General features: G+C 54.9%; 17 protein-coding genes. 4 read left to right on the forward strand and 13 right to left on the reverse strand.

Translation table 11 applies throughout. The features are described 5' to 3' along the window. Nucleotides 1-151: 151 nt before the first annotated feature. Complete coding sequence (locus LA756_RS23040) at nt 152-769, forward strand: hypothetical protein (protein ID WP_224437077.1); 618 nt, start codon at nt 152-154, stop codon at nt 767-769. 14 nt (nt 770-783) lie between these two features. Here LA756_RS23040 and LA756_RS23045 read toward each other — a convergent pair whose 3' ends face one another. The 10 genes from LA756_RS23045 to smpB form a co-directional block, all read right to left on the reverse strand. Next, complete coding sequence (locus LA756_RS23045) at nt 784-1575, reverse strand: DUF4013 domain-containing protein (protein ID WP_224437078.1); 792 nt, start codon at nt 1573-1575, stop codon at nt 784-786. Then, nucleotides 1575-2267 carry a prolyl oligopeptidase family serine peptidase gene (locus tag LA756_RS23050; RefSeq protein ID WP_224437079.1) on the reverse strand — a complete coding sequence of 231 codons (693 nt, stop codon included), beginning with the start codon at nt 2265-2267 and terminating at the stop codon, nt 1575-1577. The genes LA756_RS23045 and LA756_RS23050 overlap by 1 nt, the downstream gene beginning before the upstream one ends. A gap of 11 nt (nt 2268-2278) precedes the next feature. Next, complete coding sequence (gene eboE / locus LA756_RS23055; RefSeq protein ID WP_224437080.1) at nt 2279-3457, reverse strand: metabolite traffic protein EboE; 1179 nt, start codon at nt 3455-3457, stop codon at nt 2279-2281. Nucleotides 3458-3498: 41 nt separating this feature from the next. After that, nucleotides 3499-4758: an MFS transporter gene (locus LA756_RS23060; RefSeq protein ID WP_224437081.1), complete on the reverse strand. Its 1260-nt coding sequence runs from the start codon at nt 4756-4758 to the stop codon at nt 3499-3501. A gap of 31 nt (nt 4759-4789) precedes the next feature. Then, nucleotides 4790-5500: a DUF3299 domain-containing protein gene (locus LA756_RS23065; protein WP_224437082.1), complete on the reverse strand. Its 711-nt coding sequence runs from the start codon at nt 5498-5500 to the stop codon at nt 4790-4792. Further along, nucleotides 5500-6189, reverse strand: coding sequence for a DUF3299 domain-containing protein (locus LA756_RS23070; protein ID WP_224437083.1), 690 nt, complete (start codon nt 6187-6189; stop codon nt 5500-5502). Before LA756_RS23070 ends, LA756_RS23065 begins: the two co-directional genes overlap by 1 nt. A gap of 51 nt (nt 6190-6240) precedes the next feature. Continuing rightward, entirely contained in the window at nt 6241-7752 is a 1512-nt protein-coding gene (locus LA756_RS23075; protein WP_224437084.1) for a hypothetical protein, read from the reverse strand. Nucleotides 7753-7858: 106 nt separating this feature from the next. Next, the gene (locus LA756_RS23080) at nt 7859-9295 is read right to left on the reverse strand and encodes an ABC transporter permease (protein ID WP_224437085.1); all 1437 of its coding nucleotides are present in this window, start codon (nt 9293-9295) and stop codon (nt 7859-7861) included. Continuing rightward, entirely contained in the window at nt 9292-9975 is a 684-nt protein-coding gene (locus LA756_RS23085) for an ABC transporter ATP-binding protein (RefSeq protein ID WP_224437086.1), read from the reverse strand. Before LA756_RS23085 ends, LA756_RS23080 begins: the two co-directional genes overlap by 4 nt. Nucleotides 9976-10162: 187 nt before the next feature. Continuing rightward, the gene (gene smpB, locus LA756_RS23090) at nt 10163-10654 is read right to left on the reverse strand and encodes an SsrA-binding protein SmpB (protein WP_224437087.1); all 492 of its coding nucleotides are present in this window, start codon (nt 10652-10654) and stop codon (nt 10163-10165) included. A gap of 160 nt (nt 10655-10814) precedes the next feature. Between smpB and LA756_RS23095 the strand changes: the two genes are divergently transcribed. Further along, complete coding sequence (locus LA756_RS23095) at nt 10815-11600, forward strand: lipoyl(octanoyl) transferase LipB (protein ID WP_224437088.1); 786 nt, start codon at nt 10815-10817, stop codon at nt 11598-11600. Nucleotides 11601-11607: 7 nt separating this feature from the next. Then, complete coding sequence (gene lipA, locus LA756_RS23100; RefSeq protein ID WP_315858365.1) at nt 11608-12498, forward strand: lipoyl synthase; 891 nt, start codon at nt 11608-11610, stop codon at nt 12496-12498. Nucleotides 12499-12591: 93 nt separating this feature from the next. Here lipA and LA756_RS23105 read toward each other — a convergent pair whose 3' ends face one another. The 3 genes from LA756_RS23105 to LA756_RS23115 all read right to left on the reverse strand — a co-directional run bounded on the left by LA756_RS23105 (nt 12592) and on the right by LA756_RS23115 (nt 17884). After that, nucleotides 12592-15231, reverse strand: a complete 2640-nt coding sequence (locus tag LA756_RS23105) for a DUF11 domain-containing protein (RefSeq protein WP_224437089.1) — start codon at nt 15229-15231, stop codon at nt 12592-12594. 204 nt (nt 15232-15435) lie between these two features. Continuing rightward, nucleotides 15436-17154: a HEAT repeat domain-containing protein gene (locus tag LA756_RS23110; protein ID WP_224437090.1), complete on the reverse strand. Its 1719-nt coding sequence runs from the start codon at nt 17152-17154 to the stop codon at nt 15436-15438. A gap of 82 nt (nt 17155-17236) precedes the next feature. Next, a complete protein-coding gene (locus tag LA756_RS23115; protein ID WP_224437091.1) occupies nt 17237-17884 on the reverse strand; it encodes a hypothetical protein in 648 nt (215 codons plus the stop codon). Nucleotides 17885-18008: 124 nt separating this feature from the next. Here LA756_RS23115 and LA756_RS23120 point away from each other — a divergent pair, with 124 nt between their 5' ends. After that, complete coding sequence (locus LA756_RS23120) at nt 18009-18698, forward strand: TVP38/TMEM64 family protein (RefSeq protein ID WP_224437092.1); 690 nt, start codon at nt 18009-18011, stop codon at nt 18696-18698. The last annotated feature ends 50 nt before the right edge of the window (nt 18699-18748 follow it).

Below are 18748 nucleotides of genomic sequence, written 5' to 3' on the forward strand. Positions count from 1 at the left end.
AGCAACTCTGAGAATGGATTCCATCTGGTATAGCAGATAAGAGGAAAGATTTCATCGGTAGAGGGGCATTTGGTGTTCGATTCTCGCTTAGAAAATCGCTAAACTTGCCGCTACCTTTATCCGTTTCCCCCTGCGCAGAGGGTTATACAAGATGGCGTTCGGCGAGAACAGCACCAATCCATTTGCTTCCCCTACCACCCCCGGCGAGACCATCACAGTGGTCCCAGGTGCCTACGAAGTTCAAGGGCAGCATATTCTTGGCAAAGACAAGATCATTCTGCCGCATGCATGCGTGAAATGTGGCGAGCAGTTATCGGAAAACGATAGTTTTGGTCGTAAGAAGAAAGACCTCTACTGGGTGCATCCGGCGATCTATTTGCTGGTGCTGCTACAGCTGTTGATCTTTCTGATTGTCTACCTGGTGACGCGGAAGAAGTGCCATGTCGAGTACTCGGTTTGCCACGACTGTTCCTTCAAGCTACGAATGAACTGGCTGTACTTCGTCCTTTCTCTAGCGGGGCTTGTGGGGATGATCTCGCTGGCCGCTTATACCGAAAATGGCTGGTTTGGTTTTGGCGGGTTTCTTTGCTTTATCGCCATGCTGGTCTTCGCCGTTCGTGCCAATGGCCCGATTACCGTGAAGAGTTACAAATCAGGCGAATTCAAGCTACGCGGCGCTGGTCCCCTGTTTCTGCAGAAGTTCAACGCCTACGGAACCGGCGAAACATACCATGCGGCCGTAATTGCTGACGACGGCCGCATGGCGTGATCGACCAAGCCAATTTACAGCTTGGTAGCTTCCTTGAACGGAAGTGGTTGGCCGCCGCGGTGTACGAATACCTGATACAGCTGAGCCAGAAATAGGCCCCACATAATCAGCACGGCACCTGCGGCTGGAATGTACCCGATACAAAGGGCAATACAACCAACCAGCATGATCAGAAACGCGAAGATATACAGAATGATTCCGCCGAGCAGTTGTTCGACCCACATCTTGGAAATGAAGTCCTTGATCCAGCGGAAGTCGAACGCCGCGGCGAAGTCGTTCAGCATACCGGCACGGATGATCAACGGCATAATGATGAAGAAGCTGAGCACGTTGACAAAGATATTCGTGCCGAAGTAAACCAACCCGCCGACAATCGCCAGGGCATCGTTATCGGTGGCTTGCATGGCGGCCATGATGAACCCGGCAATCATAATGATTGGGAAAATACATACCCAAACGACGAATCCGACGAGGAACATCCAAAAGCCGCGTGTCAGATATTCGACGAAGCGATTGAAATCAAAATCGGGATAAGACTGACTGCGTCCGTACGCTTGAGAAGCAAGGACTTCGGCCAAGTATCCGAAGGCAACCATCCCGCCGATAATCGGAATAAGAATGCATATGCCGCACAGCAAGATGTTCACGAACCAGTTGGGATTCTGAAAGACCTTGCCGACAGGCTCCATGTAGTCGACCGAGGAACGTGGAATGACCGAACCGCCCCCTTCAAAATTGGGTGCTTCGTAGCTGGGGCCATCATTTCCTTCGGGCGAAGAGAACGGGTTATCTCCAGATGTCGACATCAGGCATTCCTCCGGTTGCGATTCTCGTGCGTAAGTAGCCACTGGTATACGTCAGGATTCGCATACGTGGCTGACCAACTGTCGTGCTCGACATTGTCATAAATGGTCAGCCGCGCGTCACCATCAATCTTCTCGATGGCATCCACAATTTCTTGGCTTCTTAGCACCGGGACAATCTCGTCTTCTTGCCCGTGAAACGCCCAGGCCGGCGTTTGCTTCAGCAAATTCGCATTATCGAGATCAGCACCGCCGCAAATAGGAACGATCGCTGCGAACATTTCGGGATACTCTGCAGCGATTGCCCAACTTCCGTAGCCGCCCATGCTCATGCCGGTCAGGTAAGTGCGAGCCGTATCGATCGAGTATTCTGCTTGAATATGCTGCACAAGCTGAGCGATGCCATGCACATTCTCACGCATCGCCCACCACTGGTTTTCGGGGCACTGGGGCGAGATTACCACGAAAGGAAAGTCCTCGCCCTGATCGATCAGCTTCGGAGGACCATGCTTTTTGACGAGCGATAAATCGGTGCCCCGCTCCCCTGCCCCGTGCAAGAAGACGAGCAGCGGCACTTCCGTTTCCGTTTGGAAGTCGCTTGGCTGATAGCTAAGAAACGGCCACGAACGTTTTTTTCCCTGGCTGTCGAACCAGAAGAACTCGTGAGTTTCCTGTCGTTTCGAGACCGTCTGCATAGGGAATTGTCCTAGTCGTGTTGGCGGTGAGTCAGCTGTTGTCGCAGCCAGTGGATTTCCTGAGCGATACCTTCGGCCAGTTCGTTGTGTTGAAGCTCCTGCGGTAGAACGCTCCACGCGTAGGTTTCCACTTCAAAATGTCGGATTTCGGGATAGTTCCGGATCTCCGACAGGAAGTCGTGAATATGTGACTGTGTCGTGCGTAGCAGGCCGAACTGATCGAGGTAAATCGGCATGTGAAAATGAATTCGCCACGTGTCGCTTTCAGGAATCGCCTTAGAGGCCGACTCGAGTGCGAACGGGAGATCTTCGTAATAGGTCAACGTGCCATCGGCGGCGCGTGATGTCGTTTGATGCAGATAGCGATCCTCAGCGAACTCGGAAACGTCGGCTAAAACCTGGCTCCGTTCTTCAGGCGTTAAATCGGCAAAACGGATTTCAATTGCCGAAGAGATCTGTACTTTGCCGATGGAAATGCCGGCGTCAGCGTACTTTTGCAGGACGTTGGATTGATCTTCAAACATGACCGCCGCATGGCACACATCGTGGCAAACACGAAGGTAGCGTCGGATACGATCGGCATCGCCATTGGGAAAGAGATGCGTCTGGAAAAACGAGATGACATCTTCGGTCGTGTCGAGAACGCAGCCAGGTTCCGGCTCGATGCAGACATAGATCAGCCGTCCTGTCGACTGTTCCAGTTGATACAGATGTTCGACAAGGGCTAAGAAGTTTTGCGTTGTCGCGGCCCATTGATCTTCGGTCGGGACCGGATTTCCCCAGCCGATGGGAAGTGTTGAGATGCTGCCTTCCTGGCCCGGTTCTAGAAGTTGATCGAGGATTGTGACCAGGTTTTTGGTGTAGTTCAAGCGTTCGACTTGCCACCACGTCGGCAGGTAGACGTCATGTTTGACGACCGACTTGTGGAAATCGCCAAACGGAAAGCCATTGAACGTGTAAGGAATCCAGTGGTTTCCCTTGAGCAGTTGAGAAAACGAGTCGATCTTCCCTGGTTCGACCAACGATTGAGCGGTCGAGTTGGAAAGCCACAGGCCGACGCCCAGAGGCTGCTCTTTACCCAGAATTTGCTGCACGCGCGATGCATGGGTGTTGAGGTTTTGCTGGGTCTGTTCGAGAGTGGCTCCAGCGTGCACGTTGGTGCAATAGCCGGTCCAGGATTGGATTGCCATGATCGTTCCTTGCTATGGGGAGAGGGTAACCAGCAAGTTTATCACTTGTCGGCATTGCTTTCAGCGGGGAGCCAAAGAAGTGGCAATACGGCCGATAGTCGGGCCAACGTTGCCACTAAAAAGTAAGGGAAGTATGCCGACGCATCGCTGCGATATTCAAGCGAGACAAATAGATCCGCGATCCCCTGCCCTGCCAATGCGGTAAGACCATAAACGAGGCCGGTCCAAGCAAAGTAAAGTGCCAATGGTGGCGCCGCATTCTGGTCGGTCTTGCCGTCAACAATGGCAATCGGAAGTGCCACGTTGATAAGTGCGTAGGCAATCCAAACCAGATTACCGGCAATATAGCCTGCGGTGCCGAACGCAAACAAAATGGGGCCGAGCGCGATAAGCAGTTGTCCGCAGATCATCACCGGTCGCCAACCGTAACGATCGATCGTCACGCCAACCCGACGACTGATTATCGATTGTCCCAGTCGCATCGACGCAGCCATTGTCAGCGGGATGAGCAGCGACAAGTCGAGCCCGCGATAGGGATAAACGTAGAGCAATGTCGAAAACAGTCCGTTCGCGGCCGAGAACCACGTTCCGTAGAGTAGAAACCAACGAGCCCGAGGACTCGACCAATGTCGCCAGTCGTCGCGCAGAGAATGATCGGGCGGTTGGATTGTTTTGGGCTCGGGAATGAATCGAAGGGGACCGACTGAGATACCAATAGCGATAGCACCGTAGACCGCCATAAACGGATAGGTGATCCAGCGAAGATCTACCTCGAGTCCGTTACGCAATGTCGCCGCAAGTAGTCCGGCGAACAAAAAGCCAACCAGGTTTCCCGCAGTAAGCCAGCGTTCGCGAAGGCCGAAGAATCTGCCTCGTACTTCGGGCGGAACCAACTGCATAAGCCATGCGATGAAAATCACAAAGCCGCAGTATTCGGCCAAGTGGTACAAACACCAGCAAATGACGATGCCCCAAATTGCGGCCGTGTTGGAAGGCCAAAGTGACTCAACCGCACACAGTGGTAACAGCAGCAGAAAGAACGTCGACAGTAAAAACGCTGTGGTGGATGTTGTTCGGTAACTTCCACCTAGTTTCAGAAGTCGCGGTGCAAACCATCGTAGAACGCCGACTAGCTTGGGAGCGGCAATGATCCAGGAAACGGCAGCCGATTGGGCTCCCAAGTTTTGAGCGAAATAGGAGACAAGCGTGGTCGAAACCAGGCCATTGCCCAACGCCCACCAACCTGCGTTTCGATTCGCTCCTTGCGAGGTCCGATCCAGGTTCGCGGAAGAAGGCTTCACGTCACGAATCTCCGCGAATCAATAGGGCGGACTAGCGGACGCCGGTGCCTTGCATGTGATAGATGGCCAGATGCTTGCCGTCGTCCGACTTGTATTCCTTGACGGTAAACGTCCCTTCCACGGTGACCGGACGTACGGTGAAGTCGACACCGCGGCCATCCATTTCAATCAGAATGCAGTCGTAGAGAGCCGCTCCAGGGCCGAAGCAGCATTCCATATTGTCTCGCACGAGCACGAACTGCTTGATGTCTCGCTGTTGGAAACTTGGCAGCATGTAACCGCCGATGCGAATCTTCTGACCGCCCAAGTCTTCAATCGCTTGGGGAAGCATCTCGCGTTTAAAAGGAGCGTCGGGTTCGATATCGAATTTGATATCGTCGAAAGTCAGGTCAAGCGTTTTGCCTGGCTGTGGCTTCGGGACAGGCCGCTTCGTTTCGGTAGAGGTCGGCTGGGTCTTGGGAGTCTTAGATGTCTTCTCAGGTGCTTCTTCAGCGGATGGTTTCGAGGTGTCTGCTGTCTCGGCCGGTGTGTCTCCTACTTGGGGGCTTTCGTCCGCTACGGCGTCATTGCTGGAATCTTCTGGCGAAGCCGATTCGGCCGCTGGCGTCGTTTCGTTAGACGAAGCTGGCGTATGCGTAGTGTTCGAGGGACGCAGAGGCTCCGCAGGGCGGCAACCGGAAGCCACGTAAAGACTAAGAAGCAAACAGAGTGTGAAGGCGAGTGGTTTTAAGGTGGGATGCATCAATCGACGTAGTCAGCTTCCAATTCGTAAAAGACGCCGGTCAGGTCTTCGATCTTTTTCAGATCTTGATGGACCCGAAGCGTTCCTCCAATTTTCCGGCGATTGAAGGAAAAATCAACCGACAACGGTTCGACCAGGCGAACTTCCACCATGTCAGTCAGTTTCGGTTGGCCCCCGAAGCAGCAAGTATCGAAGTCCGGCACGAGAACGAAATTTTTCAATCCGGTCTTCTGAGCATGCGGATAAACGTAGCCACGGAGGAGCACCTGTTTGCCGTCTAATTCCAGTGCAGAATCAGGAACCGGTTGTCCAGCCGGTTGGCCAGGCTGCTCTTGCAGCAAACCAAATGCGATGACCTCGTAACCTTCGGGCAGGTTGATGTATTCTTCGTAAACGTAGCGGCTGGTGCCAGCGACGAGTGCGATTGTTGACAGCACGATTCCCGCGTAGGCCAGCGGCAATCCAGTTTGGGTGGCCAAGTTCTTGCGAACGGTAATCACGGCCCAGATCCCCAGCCCGATTCCCGCCAAGGCGATCGGAGCCATCATCACGGCAAGAATCGTGACCATGCTGATGAAGCCAATCAGCAGCGACGTCACGGCCAGCGAACTGATCGAGCGGTATTGCTCGTAAATCGCTGGGTCGACATCGCCAGTGAAAGCAGGTTGAGGGTCGGTGGTGGTGCTCATGACTTGATTAAGGACGCTAAGAATACGGGGATGAAATTCTCGATCCTGTCTTTATAGCGACGATTTGTTGCCTGGGTTCCACAGGATGCCCGAGATGGCGAGCATTAACACAAACGTCATAACGACAGGGATCGAGGTCGAAAATATCCGTTGCAGAATTCCTACGCTGGTCGTTTCCGAGCGGTTCGTCATCGAGTCGCCGCTGATTGCCGCAGCCAGTGCTCGATCGCCATCGGTCGAAAGTTCGTCACGCGTGACTTGCGGTTTTGCCATGGCGGTCTCTTCTCCGCTTTTGGTCGAGTTCGCCGCGCCAGATGTTTGAGGAGCTTTTTCTTCCGCTTCGTCTTCTTCAGGAGGAAGTTGGTTGTCGTCGACGTCTGCCATCGCAAGAAGTTCTTCCTGCTTCATCTTTTCGCCATCGGCACGTGTCGGAACGGCCTGCGATTGGAAGGGGAAGAACGTTTGTGCCCGTTTCATGGCGTCTGGATCGATCTTTTCCAACTCGACCAAGTGCTGCTTGGCTTCCGGCTTGGGGCACTGCATCAAATAGCGAATAACGGGCACGCGTACCCAGCTGGTTTCTTCGTCCGCTTCTTTGAACAGCGTGACAAGCTTGTCCATGACCGACCAATCTTCCCATCGAGCGAAGTCGGCAATCACCAAGTCGGCAAGGGAAGGGCGGTCGAGCATTAAGTGCAATGACTTAAGAAGCCGGTCCTTTTCAATGACATCTGTTTCCGTGCCGTGGAAACGCAGGGCCATGATTGCTGCGTAGGTGTCTGCATACTCAGCTTCTTTGTTAGCTAGATACAGCTTTTCGATGAGTGGAAGACCATCGGCACCTGCCAACGTGAGGTAGCAGCCGATCATCGCATCGAGCCCTGACTTGTCGGTGCGTTCTGCGCTGCTGAGCATCTTTTCCAGCATCGGCAAGTCAGCATCGGTGCCGCAGACACCAAGCATGGTGAAGTACAAACGGCGACGGTTGGCAGCGATATCGGGATCTTTCAGCCACGTGACTAATTGATCGTGCTTCATCTGCGGCTTCAAATCGTGCAGGGCACTGTACGGCGCGTTGGCGAATTCGTCGTACGCGTCACGAGCGAGCATTTCGTCTTCGTCTTCCAGGTGCTCTTGGAAAAAGACATAACGTTCGTTCCCTGTTTCCGGCAACTTGATGACGTTGTTGATGTACTTCACGCCTCGGTCGGTCAGCAGCGTCGGGGTCGACCACATCATGCTTTCTGGCTCAGTGCCGAGAATCAGGAATTGACGTCCTTCGCGGCCTTCGCCGTAGTAGAGCGATTTGATCGTCTTTTGTTCGCCTAGGTGTTCTTTGCCCTTGAGAATCTGAACGATTTCAAACGTCGCTTCGACCCCGGCACCTTCCGCGGTGATTTCCGGAGCTTCGACCAACTTGGCAATGACGGCCGCATCCATCGAATCGATTTCCTGCGAGAACGTCTGCGAGACGGCCGCGCAGAATGGACACGCGAACGCGTTAGCGAGCAGAGCGGCCGTAGTTAGCAACGCTCCGCTGAGAATCATGAGACGCGTGAGCATAAGAGCACTTCTCTTGAGTTCGAGGCAAAAGGCGAGATCAGCGGGACCAATACGTCCACGCAAGGGGCAATCGTCCGCTGAACATTAAGCCTTCCTGATTCATCACTTACGGTGATGAACTTAGCGCTTCTGCCACATCCGTACGGTAGGCCGTGTAGGCCGGCAGGAAGCCAACTAAGACTGCCAACAGGATCAGAGCCGGGACGATCACTAACTCGAGACTGAAAAGAGGGCCAATCCAGTCGTTCTCTATTATCGCCGAAGGTAGCTGAACTTCAAGCGTTCTCGGGAGCGGAGCCAGGTCGAACAGCCCAATCTGCACGCCCGTGCGGGACTCCACGATCGGACTGGCACAGAATAATAGGAAATGGGCACCCATCCATCCTAAAATACCCCCTCCTACAGAGAGGATAATCGATTCGGACAGAACAATCCCCATAACTGTTCGCCGTCGCGCTCCGAGGGCTCGCATGACGGCGATTTCTCGTTTGCGGTCATTCATCGAGTTGTAAATGCTGACCAGGATTGAGATTCCGGAGACGATACAGATCAACACGGTGATCACCAGCAGCAATGTTTGAATCGGCTGCACAATCAGCTCAAACAGGCTTGTGATCTCCATCACCGGCATCACGATCTGGGCGACGTTTCCTTCATTGACTCGGTTCTTGATAATGATCGGAGCAAATGGATTCGACGTGCGAACGAGCACTGCGGTCACTTCTCGTTGCTTGATCGGCAGTGGTTGCTTGCGAGAGATGGTCGATCCGGTCACGTTGGCGCCAACTTCCTCGGTCTCCTCCACTTTGGCATGGCCCGACATCAGGTAGAAGCCTTCCATGTTGACGAAGACGGCCCGATCGTTGGGGGTGCCGGAAGGAGCTAGGATCCCCACGACGGTAAATGGCGAGTCGGTGTGAATGTCGTTTGGATCGCCCCCATGCGAAGCGGCGATCTTGTCCCCGATCTTAAGCCCAGTCTGCTGGGCAACCATCGAACCGACGACCGCCTCGAAATAGCCGTTTTCTTCGTCCCAGACGTGGAAGTTACGGCCTTCGCGGAACGAGTATTTCAGTTCTTCATCATCGTCCGGTTTTTTGAACAGCTCGAAGAACTTCGGCAGCGTCCCAACGACGCGGAAGTGCTGGTAATAGTCGCCCAAGCAAACAGGAATGGCGAATTCGGTGTTCTTCGAGTAAACGCCGTCGGTCAATTCGCCCCGCTTATCAGGGCTCATCAACTCGAGTTCCTGCTCCTGCTTATCCTTAGTGAGAAACTCCTGGTAGAACGTATAAGGGACGTTTTCGACCGGTTCACTGAGGTAAAACGTCGTGTTCAGCACCAGCTGAAGCTTTCCCCCTTTGGCGCCGGCAATCATGTTGTAGCCGAGATCGGAATTGTCGGTAAACGACTTCGATACGATCCCATGCACCAGCAGGACGGCTGTAACAAGTAGCACGCCCAAGGCCATCGAAAAGGAAGTTAGTGACGACGCTAACGCTCGTTGTCGGACGCTTCGCCAAGCGATTTGGAAGATATTCATGCGTGGGCCTTCTTCGCTTGGGCGATAAGGTTGATTTTCTCAAGCGGTTCAACGCGTTGGAATTGTTCGGCCACTTCCATCGCATGGGTGACCATGATCAACGCAATCTCTTCTTCTTGGCAAGTTTCCCGAATCAAATCGACGATCGACTGCTGATTGGCCGGATCGACGTTCGCAGTCGGTTCGTCCGCGAGAAGCAGTTTCGGGCAATTGGCCAATGCGCGAGCGACCGCCACGCGTTGCTGCTCGCCGACACTCATCGTCCGGGGATAAGCATGCAAACGATGCTCAAGCCCAACACGCTGTAGAAGATCTTCAGCACGATGATGATCGACGCCACCTCGCGAAAACGACATGCCTAGCAGGACGTTTTCTAACGCGGTGAAGCCTTGCAGGAGATTGAAAGTCTGGAAGACGTAGCCCATCACTTCGGCCCGGAAGCGGTCACTTCCCTCTTCCGACAAGCGGGTAATATCGAGGCCGTTTACCACGATGTTTCCGGAGTCTGGACGGCCGATGCCAGCGATCAGGTGCAAAAGTGTCGACTTGCCGCATCCGCTACGGCCAACAATTACCATCTGCTCGGCAGCGGCCACATTGAACTGGGGCACATCTAAAATCGGCATCCGCTCGCCGGTTGGCAGGCGGAACGACTTTTTCAGGTCTGAGATCTTAAGCATGGCCACCTTGAGGGGCAGGGAGAGGGGGGGACGAATTCCGCGAGACTCTATTGAAATAGGAGAGCGGAGCGGCGCCAACCCCTGTTTGCAAGTGAGTTGCGTGTGCGCCGTGATCGCATGATTCGGTTGAGATCGCGAGCACGTACCAATTTACGCAAAGTGCTAGCCTTTGGTTCAGCGAGGTATCTTAACCGCGCTTCATGGCTCGATCGATGTCCCTTTTGGCGACATCCTTTTTGAGCTTTTCTCGTTTGTCGTGCATCTGCCGACCACGACCGATGCCGAGCAGCACTTTGGCACGCCCTTGTTTGAAGTACATTTTCAAAGGAACAAGGGTGAAACCTTTATCCTCGCTCTTTTGTGCGAACTTGAGGATTTCACGCTTATGAAGCAGTAGCTTACGCTTTCGCCTCGCTTCATGATTGAGGTATTCGCTGGCGTTGGAATATGGCGAGATCTCGCAGTTGACGAGGAAAACTTCGCCGTTGACGACATGAGCGAACGACTCGGCCAGTTGAAGTTTGCCATCACGAAGGCTCTTTACTTCACTACCGGTGAGCTGAATACCACACTCTAGATGCTCTAGAATCTGGTATTCATGCCGAGCTTTACGATTCTCGCCGATCGTTTTCTCGTTCTTGTTTTCTTCTTTTTTGGCAGCTTTCGACTTCTTCGCCACTTCCGTTACTTTCCAGATGGGGCATCGGGGATGTCAGCGATGCCAGCACTTCGGGGGAGTTTTTCTTCACTTCGACCTAGGCTCAAAACGCGCCTCCTGCTAATCTCCCCCCCTCCAACGAAGACCTCGCAACGACGACATCTCCAGGTATATCGAACGCGTGGAAATATTCGAATTTCAGCCCTCGGATAACACTCGGCCTCGGCCGGCGATCATCGACTTCCATCACATGGGAATTGTCGACTTCGATCAATGTGTCGCTTTGCAAAAACGCCTGGTGTATGAATCGGGGGGCCGTGACGATGGTCACATTACCTGTTTGCTTTGCGAGCATCCACCGCTCATTAGTATAGGCCGAGCCGGTTCGAGGCGACATATCCGCTTGACTACGCAAGAGATGCGTCGTCGAAAGCTGGAACTTCGCTGGATCGGACGAGGCGGGGCTTGTGTGGCCCATACGCCCGGTCAATTGGCCGTCTATCCAATTGTTCCTCTACGATATCATTCGTGGTCGGTCGGAGATTATCTGCAACGACTGCAGAATGGACTCTTGGACACCGTTCGTGAGTACGAGGTTCCCAGCTACAAGCGGCCTGGCCGATTTGGCTTATGGGGAAGGAGCGGCATGCTGGCCGCCATCGGAGTGGCCGTTCAGAACTGGATTACCAGTCACGGCGCCTTCCTGAATGTCACATGCGGACCCCACAGTCAGGTGGGTATTGAGTCGAATCCAGCAGAGCTTGCCTGTCCCGGAGATTCTCCCACGATGAGCAGTCTCCTGGAAGAAACAGAGTCGTGCCCTACAATAAGAGAGGTCGCACGCAGTGTGGCGTACCATTTGGCGCAAAGGTTCGGGGCAGTCCAGGCCACCTGGCACTCGAGCCATCCTCTGTTTCCTGAAGTAGTCAAGCATACACGTGATCGAACCCGCCAAGCAGCCTGTTGAGCTACCGATTGTCGATTCGTCCGATATCCCGTCACCTGATTCAGGACGACGTCTTCCCCGCTGGTTGAAGCGGAATGTCCCCAAAGGGGATCCCGGACACAAGACGACCAACTTGATGAAAGAGTTGGGTCTGGAAACCGTGTGCGAGGAAGCGAAGTGCCCCAACCGCATGGAGTGCTACTCGCAGCAGACAGCAACTTTCATGATTTTGGGTGCGGTATGTACTCGGGCATGTAGTTTCTGCTCGGTTTCTCGCGGCACGCCGCAATCGCTATCGGATGACGAACCAGAACGTCTGGCCGAAGCGGCCTATCGCTTGGGGCTGAAGCATGTCGTGATCACCTCGGTCACCCGGGATGACTTGCCCGACGGTGGGGCCGATCATTACTTCCGCTGCATTGAAGCGGTCCGAGAGAAAACGGGCGCAACGATTGAAGTGCTGACGCCAGACTTCATCGACTCGAAAGAGGCCCTAGCTCGCGTGTTGGAAGCGAAGCCTGAAGTCTTCAATCACAACACCGAAACCGTTCCGCGACTTTATCGTCGTGTGCGTGGCCCCAAGTCGGTTTACTCTTGGACGCTCGACCTGCTTCGCCAGGTAAAAGAGATTGCCCCGGAAACAAAAACCAAAAGTGGCTTGATGCTGGGACTCGGCGAGACACGGGAAGAATTGCTGGACACGTTGGCTGATCTGCGAGATGCCAACGTCGACTTCCTGACGCTCGGACAATATCTGCAGCCAGATCAGAAGAAGTATCTGCCAGTGGTGCGATACCTCCGCCCGGAAGAGTTCGAAGAACTTGGCCACCAAGCCAAGAGCATGGGCTTCGTCAAAGTGGCCAGCGGTCCATTCGTGCGAAGTAGCTACCACGCCCGAGACATGGCGGAAAGCTTTTAGGCTTCTGTAACTCTGTAACTGATTATAAAAAAAGTAAGGCTCGCGTGAGATTCACGCGAGCCTTTCTCGTTTGGCTTTTACCCGTTTGGCAGCCTACTGATCTGTGTAGACCGTCGTGCTTTCTTCTTTGGTGATTGGGTCCGGAATACCGTCGGTGCGGACGCGGACGACGATGCGTTGATCGCCGGGCATGGTCCCTTGGGCTTGGATCTTCAGGCGAACGGTCTGCTTGGGATCGATCCGTCCGATTGGCTGGAAGGTGACTTGTTGCCCCTGGACGTTGCCTGGGACTTCACCGTCGGCACCGAGGGCTTTCATTCCAGCGGGCAGCATGGCGGTCACGTTGACGTTGGTCGCTTCTTTCGAGCCTTGATTGACGACTTTGATCTCGTAGGTGGTTTGCTTGCCCACTTCGATCGGATCGGCCAAGTCAGCTACCTCAAAGTACATGGCGGCCAAGCCTTCGACGCGGACCATCGATTCATCTTCAGCAGTCAGGCCTTTTTGGGCGGAGCCTTCGACTCGCAGTCGCTGCTCGCCTGGCTCGATCGGCAAAGCGACCAGTTCGACGGTACCAGTTTGCGACGGTGGCAACTCCTGGAGATTCCAGAAGACAGCATGCCGCGTCGAATCGTACTGACCGGCGTTGTTGGCTTCGACGAATTTCAGACCCTTTGGAAGGTATGTCACCACATCGATTTCGTGGGCAGGCGCGGTGCCTGGGTTGCTGACCGAAACAGTATACTTGGCCGGACGTTCGAGGTAACGCAGCTTAGGCCCAGTCATCGCGACTTGCAGCTTCGGTGCGACCACTTCCAAGTCCAACGCATGTTCGGCGTTCAAATTGCCGTCGCCGCGAGCACGCAAGATGTTTTGGACTCGACCGGCCGCGACCGCGTTCAGAACGAGATCAAGCTGACGCGATTCGCCGGGACGTAGTGTTCCAACGGAAAACTCCAGCTCTTTTCCAGCAGGATGGGCGAAGTTGCCAGGAACGTTTTCTTCGAGCACGATCCCCGTTGCCGCACCAGTTCCGGGATTAGACAAGGTGATCGTGATTCCGAGCTGATTGCCGGCCAAAACGGTTCCAGCACTCGACTGTGAAATCTCCAGTTTCGGACGTGTTACGACTGACTTGGCTGAAGCTTTCGCGGCAAAGACAACGCTGGCGACACTGCCGATTTCACCTTCCTGAAGCGGAAGGATTTCCAGTTTAAGAGTCTTGCGTTCGTTCGGGCGAAGTGTACCCAATTCCCAGACCAGGCTCCCGTCGGCTCCTTGTTGGGCTTGAGGGCTGGTCGATACGAGCTTAGCGCCTGTCGGAACCATGTCACGAACGACGACGTTGGAGGCATCGACTCGGCCGTTGTTTTCAACTTGGACTTCAAAGGTGGTCACTTTGCCAACTTGAACTTCCGGCGGAGCAACTTTCTCTAAGCGAATGCTGGGCTGCTGGTCACCTTCCAGGTGAACTTCGCCAGGACGCGATGCGGCCATGGCCCCAGAGGTCATGGCACTTGTTGCGGCAGACGGCAGCGAAGCGATCTGAGGCGATTGCTCGAAGCGTGTCGGTTGCGGTTGGCTCATCGGCTGTGGCGATGGTTCTTCCATGGCTGGAGGTGCCGGCGAAGCAGAGAAACCGCGTGTTTGGCTATAAGGGGACGGTGTCGCCGATCCAATCACGCTGGGCTGAGGGGTTGCAGCAGTTGGCTCACTCGGAGCTGGAGTCGTCGCCGAAAATCGGGTTGGATTCGGAGGAGTTGGTGTCGCTGATTCCGCTGAGGTCGGCTGTGGTGCAGGATTCGCGCTGGAGCTGAAGCGTGGCTGCATCGGAGCGGTTTGCGGCATCTGCTCGTTGATGGAATCGGTCACGGCGTTGGCCTGATCCGAGATCGACTGCGATGCCGAGTTCACCATCGACGAAAAGCGATTGTTGGCATTTTCGACAGCACCTCGCACAGACGACGCAGCTTGATCGGTTGCGGCGTTTGCTTCGGCAGCCAACGAGTTGGCGGTGTCGGTGACTTGCTGGGCCGTGTCTGCTGCGGCGGCAGGAAGACCTGATTGAAAGCGAACAGGAGGTGGCGACATGCCTGCGGCTGGATTGGCCGGAGGCGAAGCTTCAGAATCGGTAGCAAAGCTTTGCGGGCCTGGCGGTGTTGGTGTACCGCCGGAGGATGCAGGATTGGTCGGTTCCGCTTCGGCGGCTGGGTTGGCAGGCGTTGGCGCGGCGTTATCGCCAATGCTGAAACGGCTTCCACTGCTGGATGCTGCCGGCGTAGCAGTCACTTCGGTAGTGGAAGGTCCTGAGTCTGCTGGCGGCGAAGGGGAATCGCCTAAAAAGCGGCTAAAGCGGCTTGGCGGAGCACTGCCATCGTTGGCGGCTGCGGCAGCCGGATTGGCAGGCGGCGATGCTGTTTCGTTGGAAGTCGCCGATTCAGAAACGCTGAACCGAGCAGCTGGAGTTGGCGTTGCTGCGGTTACCGGAGGCTTGGCCGGAGTTGGTTGTTCGGCAGAAGGCTCCGCAGGCGAATCGTTCGACGCGAGAACGACTTGTGAATCGGGAAACGCTGCAGCGACTTGCTGTGGTTGCGTCCCAGGTGGGATTTGCGAGATTTCGATTGGCTCGGGATCGCTTGATTCCCGAGATGCCATCATCGATTGTCCGATTGCGGTGGCGCCTAATGCTACCACTCCACCAATCACGGCCAAACGCAGGTAAATGTTCTTCATGGCATCCTTGCCTAACATGCGAAACTTCTTTCTGGCATCCATTCTCAAGAAAATAGTGTCGGCTCAGAATTACTAGCAAAATCCCACAATCGGTGAAAGATCAGTTCAAGTCGCGAATGACTTTTGCCGACAGATTGGCTGCTAGCAAACAAAGAAGGCCACCGGGATGGGTGGCCTTCAAGTGTTTTTAGATCGATTCGAGGCTTACATCGAGATCGATTCGATTGCTTCGGCAGCTGCCGTATTGCCGGCATCGGCTGCTTTCTTCAGTTCAGGAAGAGCCGACTTGGCTTTCTCGCCGAACATGGCCAACGCCATAGCCGCTTCGCCAGGGATGTAGTCCTGCGTAGTGTCAGTCAGATGAGCGACAAGCACAGGAACGGCTTTGGTGGCGACAGCTTCGTCTTCTGGAGCAATGTGAGCCAACGCCCAAGCAGCAGCGAACTGGGTGAAAGGATCTTCGCTCGAAAGAAGCGGTTCGATCTCGCCCTTGGTCGAAACTGCGGCACTGCCGATGCTGCCCAATGCGTACAGGGCATCAAGTTGCAGCGTGCGCGAATCGGACTTAATAAAGGGGCGAATCGCATCCAACCCACCAGCAGCTTTATCGCCGATGGCACCCAAGGTCATCAGCACTTCGGCTTGGAACTGTTCGTTGTCGGTTTCTTTCAAGGCTTTCGCAAGCGGAGCGACGGCTTCCGGAGCGGCTTCACCCCACTGGCGGATGATACCGACCGATACCCAGCGAAGGTTTTCGTCTTTCAAACCTTCGACAACTTTCGGCAAGACCTGAGGGCCCATCTTTACGATTGCGTCGGTGATGTTGACCACCACGCGTGGGTCAGCGTCTTGGAGCGCATCCGCGATGATCGGTTGAACGATCTCCGGTGGTGCTTCCAGATTGGCCAAACAGCGGGCAGCGGCAGCGCGAACGTTGCCGTTTTCGTTCTTCATGGCTTCGACCAGGAACGTAGCCGCCGTGGTCATCTTCTGCTTATCTTCGGGGTTCAGCTTGGCGACGGCGTAGTAGCTCATCAGGCTGAGGAAGGCGTCCTCCCCTTCGGCAGCTTTCTGCAACGCTTCGGTTGCTTGAGCATCTTCCATCGCTGCCAAGGCGAATGCGGCCGAATACTTGACGGCTGGGATTTTGTCGGAATCAAGAGCGGCAAGCACCTTGCTGAGGGCAGGCTTCGATTCTGGTCCGATCTCGCCCAAAGCAATCAATGCATGCATACGAACTTCTGGGTCTTCGCTATCAAGGACCGCGGTCAGCTCTGGAACCGCAGGAGCGGCCGTCTTGCCCATCTCAGCGGCCACGAGACATGCCCAGTAGGCGGCTTTCTCGTTCTGCAAAGCCTTGCGCAGTCGAGGAACGGCTTTGTCGCCTTGTTCGGCAAGATCGCTCAGGACCGGCAGCACCATGGCGTGGTCGGCATTTTCGAGCACGTTGACCATGATCGGGAGCGTCACCTCAGGATCGGCATCCATTTCGAGCATGGCTTCCAGAGCTTCATGGCGAACGGTGGCATCTTCGTCTGCAATCAGCTTGATCAACTTTGGCAGATACTTGTTGCTGCCGTTGCCGATTTTGCCGAGAGCGTAGACCGCGTAGGCACGCACTTTGGGAACAGGGCTATCGAGCAGTTTGCCCAGGGCAGGGGTGGCCGTGTGGGCTTCTTTGCCGAACTGTGCCAACGCACGAGCGGCGCGACGCTGTAGTTCGACGTCGTCGCTATCGAGCGCTTTCGTCAGGGCAGGAACTGCTTCTGCGGCAGGGGCATCGGCAAGATCGTCTGCTGCTGAATAGGCCTGGTCACCTCCGGCATTCAGGTCAGCAATCAGCTTGCCGGCATCTGGCTCGGCCGCAGAAAGGGTGCCGCACAACAGCAGAGCGACACACAGGAACAAATAACGGACACTCATCGCCGTCTCCAGTTTCATATTCATAGAGAAGAGTTGTTGTTGCAAGTCAAAGGTGTTCTCGTCAAACGATTGCCGCCGCAGACTAGCTGGACGGGAATCGGACGTCGTACGACAGGGCTTCCATAAAACGATTCGCTTCGACGTACTGCTGTGGTTCGTAGTCGCGAATTCGCTTCTTCAGTTCGTCGTACATCGAGTCGACCGCTTTGACGATCTGCTGATGCGAATCGTAGCTGACGAACGAACCCTTCTGGTGTCGCTTTTCAAAACCATCGTCGATGACTTTGCGGTAAGGATCGTAGACCATCGCGGTGAGAAGCAGCGGCCAATGCAGTTCGCCGGTGACGGGATCGATTTGATCGTCGTTCAGGCGTTTGGGAGCACGCTGGGCATTCATGCGGAAGATTTGCTCGCTGGTAACTTTAGGGCCAGCTTTTTCAGCGCGGTAGGCGTCGTTGCGACGACGCATATCGAACCAGACTTCCTGGGCACGATTGCGATTCTCGATGTAGGCCGCATTCGCTTCTTGCTGATTGATGTTGGCACGCGACGTCTCGAGGTTGTACATCCCCTGAGAACGAATCACGTCGGCCAGACCACGCTGGTAGCCTTCTTCCGCGGTGGAAGCGTGGTAGCTATACCCGCCCCATGGGCCGCCGTAATATTGTGCGTAGCAGGAACTTGCTAGAAGCGGCATGATTAGTGCCGTCAGAAGTAATCGTGAGACCATGACTTTGTCCATCGTTTCAGGAAAGCTATAAGGGTGACCGCCCCCGGAACCTTGGTAGCGAGGGAATGTAGTTGTACGTTGGTAATCCTACCCCAGTAAAAATGATAGTTAAGTCAGAAATCCGATGCCACGAAAAATGGGGGATTCACCAGGCGAATCGATGCGGACATTCCTGAAAATCCTGACCCTTTTGGCCGCCGCTTTGGCGATTCCGATCGTTCCCTTCGTCATTTGGGGGGAATCGCTCTCGGAAATGGCTGCTGCGTGGGAGCAAACCCAGTCTAGCCCAGTGGTTACGGCAATCGTACTGTTTGGACTTCTCTCGCTGGACGTTTTCTTGCCGGTGCCGTCGAGTTTGGTCAACACGCTGGCAGGGGCCAAGTTAGGGGCTTTGGCTGGGGGATTCGTCTGTTTCGCGGGGCTTTCTGTCGGAGCGGCGATTGGTTTTGGCCTCGCCAAAATGGCGGGTCCGGCCCTTCAGCGACGTTGGCTGAAAGAGGAGGACGCCGCGAGCCTTAAAAAGTTTGCCGACACTTGGGGAGTGGTCACTTTGGTAGTGACGAGGGCATTACCGATCTTGGCGGAAGCCACCGTCGTGCTGCTGGGCGTGCAAGGATTATCTTGGCGAAAATTTTGGCCGCCGGTCCTATTTTCCAATGCAGGAATCGCGTTGGCCTATGCGGCATTCGGGCAAATGGCGGCAGAACAGGAATGGCTAGTCATTGCGTTGGCCGTTTCGGCCGGGCTGCCGCTGCTGTTAACGTTTTTCGCTCGACGCTGGTTGTACGCTCGTGCGAAAGAAGAAACCGTATAGAACAAAAAGCGAAGCGGATCTCACCATGCCCCGGTGTTGACTGGCAACAC

It is taken from the genome of Bremerella sp. TYQ1 (genome assembly GCF_020150455.1).
Classification (GTDB): domain Bacteria; phylum Planctomycetota; class Planctomycetia; order Pirellulales; family Pirellulaceae; genus Bremerella; species Bremerella volcania_A.

Bases quoted from the DNA above. Each gene is read 5' to 3' on its own strand.
- LA756_RS23040 (WP_224437077.1), top strand. From the start codon at position 152: ATGGCGTTCGGCGAGAACAGCACCAATCCATTTGCTTCCCCTACCACC.
- LA756_RS23045 (WP_224437078.1), bottom strand. From the start codon at position 1,575: ATGTCGACATCTGGAGATAACCCGTTCTCTTCGCCCGAAGGAAATGAT.
- LA756_RS23050 (WP_224437079.1), bottom strand. From the start codon at position 2,267: ATGCAGACGGTCTCGAAACGACAGGAAACTCACGAGTTCTTCTGGTTC.
- eboE (WP_224437080.1), bottom strand. From the start codon at position 3,457: ATGGCAATCCAATCCTGGACCGGCTATTGCACCAACGTGCACGCTGGA.
- LA756_RS23065 (WP_224437082.1), bottom strand. From the start codon at position 5,500: ATGCATCCCACCTTAAAACCACTCGCCTTCACACTCTGTTTGCTTCTT.
- LA756_RS23070 (WP_224437083.1), bottom strand. From the start codon at position 6,189: ATGAGCACCACCACCGACCCTCAACCTGCTTTCACTGGCGATGTCGAC.
- LA756_RS23075 (WP_224437084.1), bottom strand. From the start codon at position 7,752: ATGCTCACGCGTCTCATGATTCTCAGCGGAGCGTTGCTAACTACGGCC.
- LA756_RS23080 (WP_224437085.1), bottom strand. From the start codon at position 9,295: ATGAATATCTTCCAAATCGCTTGGCGAAGCGTCCGACAACGAGCGTTA.
- LA756_RS23085 (WP_224437086.1), bottom strand. From the start codon at position 9,975: ATGCTTAAGATCTCAGACCTGAAAAAGTCGTTCCGCCTGCCAACCGGC.
- LA756_RS23105 (WP_224437089.1), bottom strand. From the start codon at position 15,231: ATGAAGAACATTTACCTGCGTTTGGCCGTGATTGGTGGAGTGGTAGCA.
- LA756_RS23110 (WP_224437090.1), bottom strand. From the start codon at position 17,154: ATGAGTGTCCGTTATTTGTTCCTGTGTGTCGCTCTGCTGTTGTGCGGC.
- LA756_RS23115 (WP_224437091.1), bottom strand. From the start codon at position 17,884: ATGGTCTCACGATTACTTCTGACGGCACTAATCATGCCGCTTCTAGCA.
- LA756_RS23120 (WP_224437092.1), top strand. From the start codon at position 18,009: ATGCCACGAAAAATGGGGGATTCACCAGGCGAATCGATGCGGACATTC.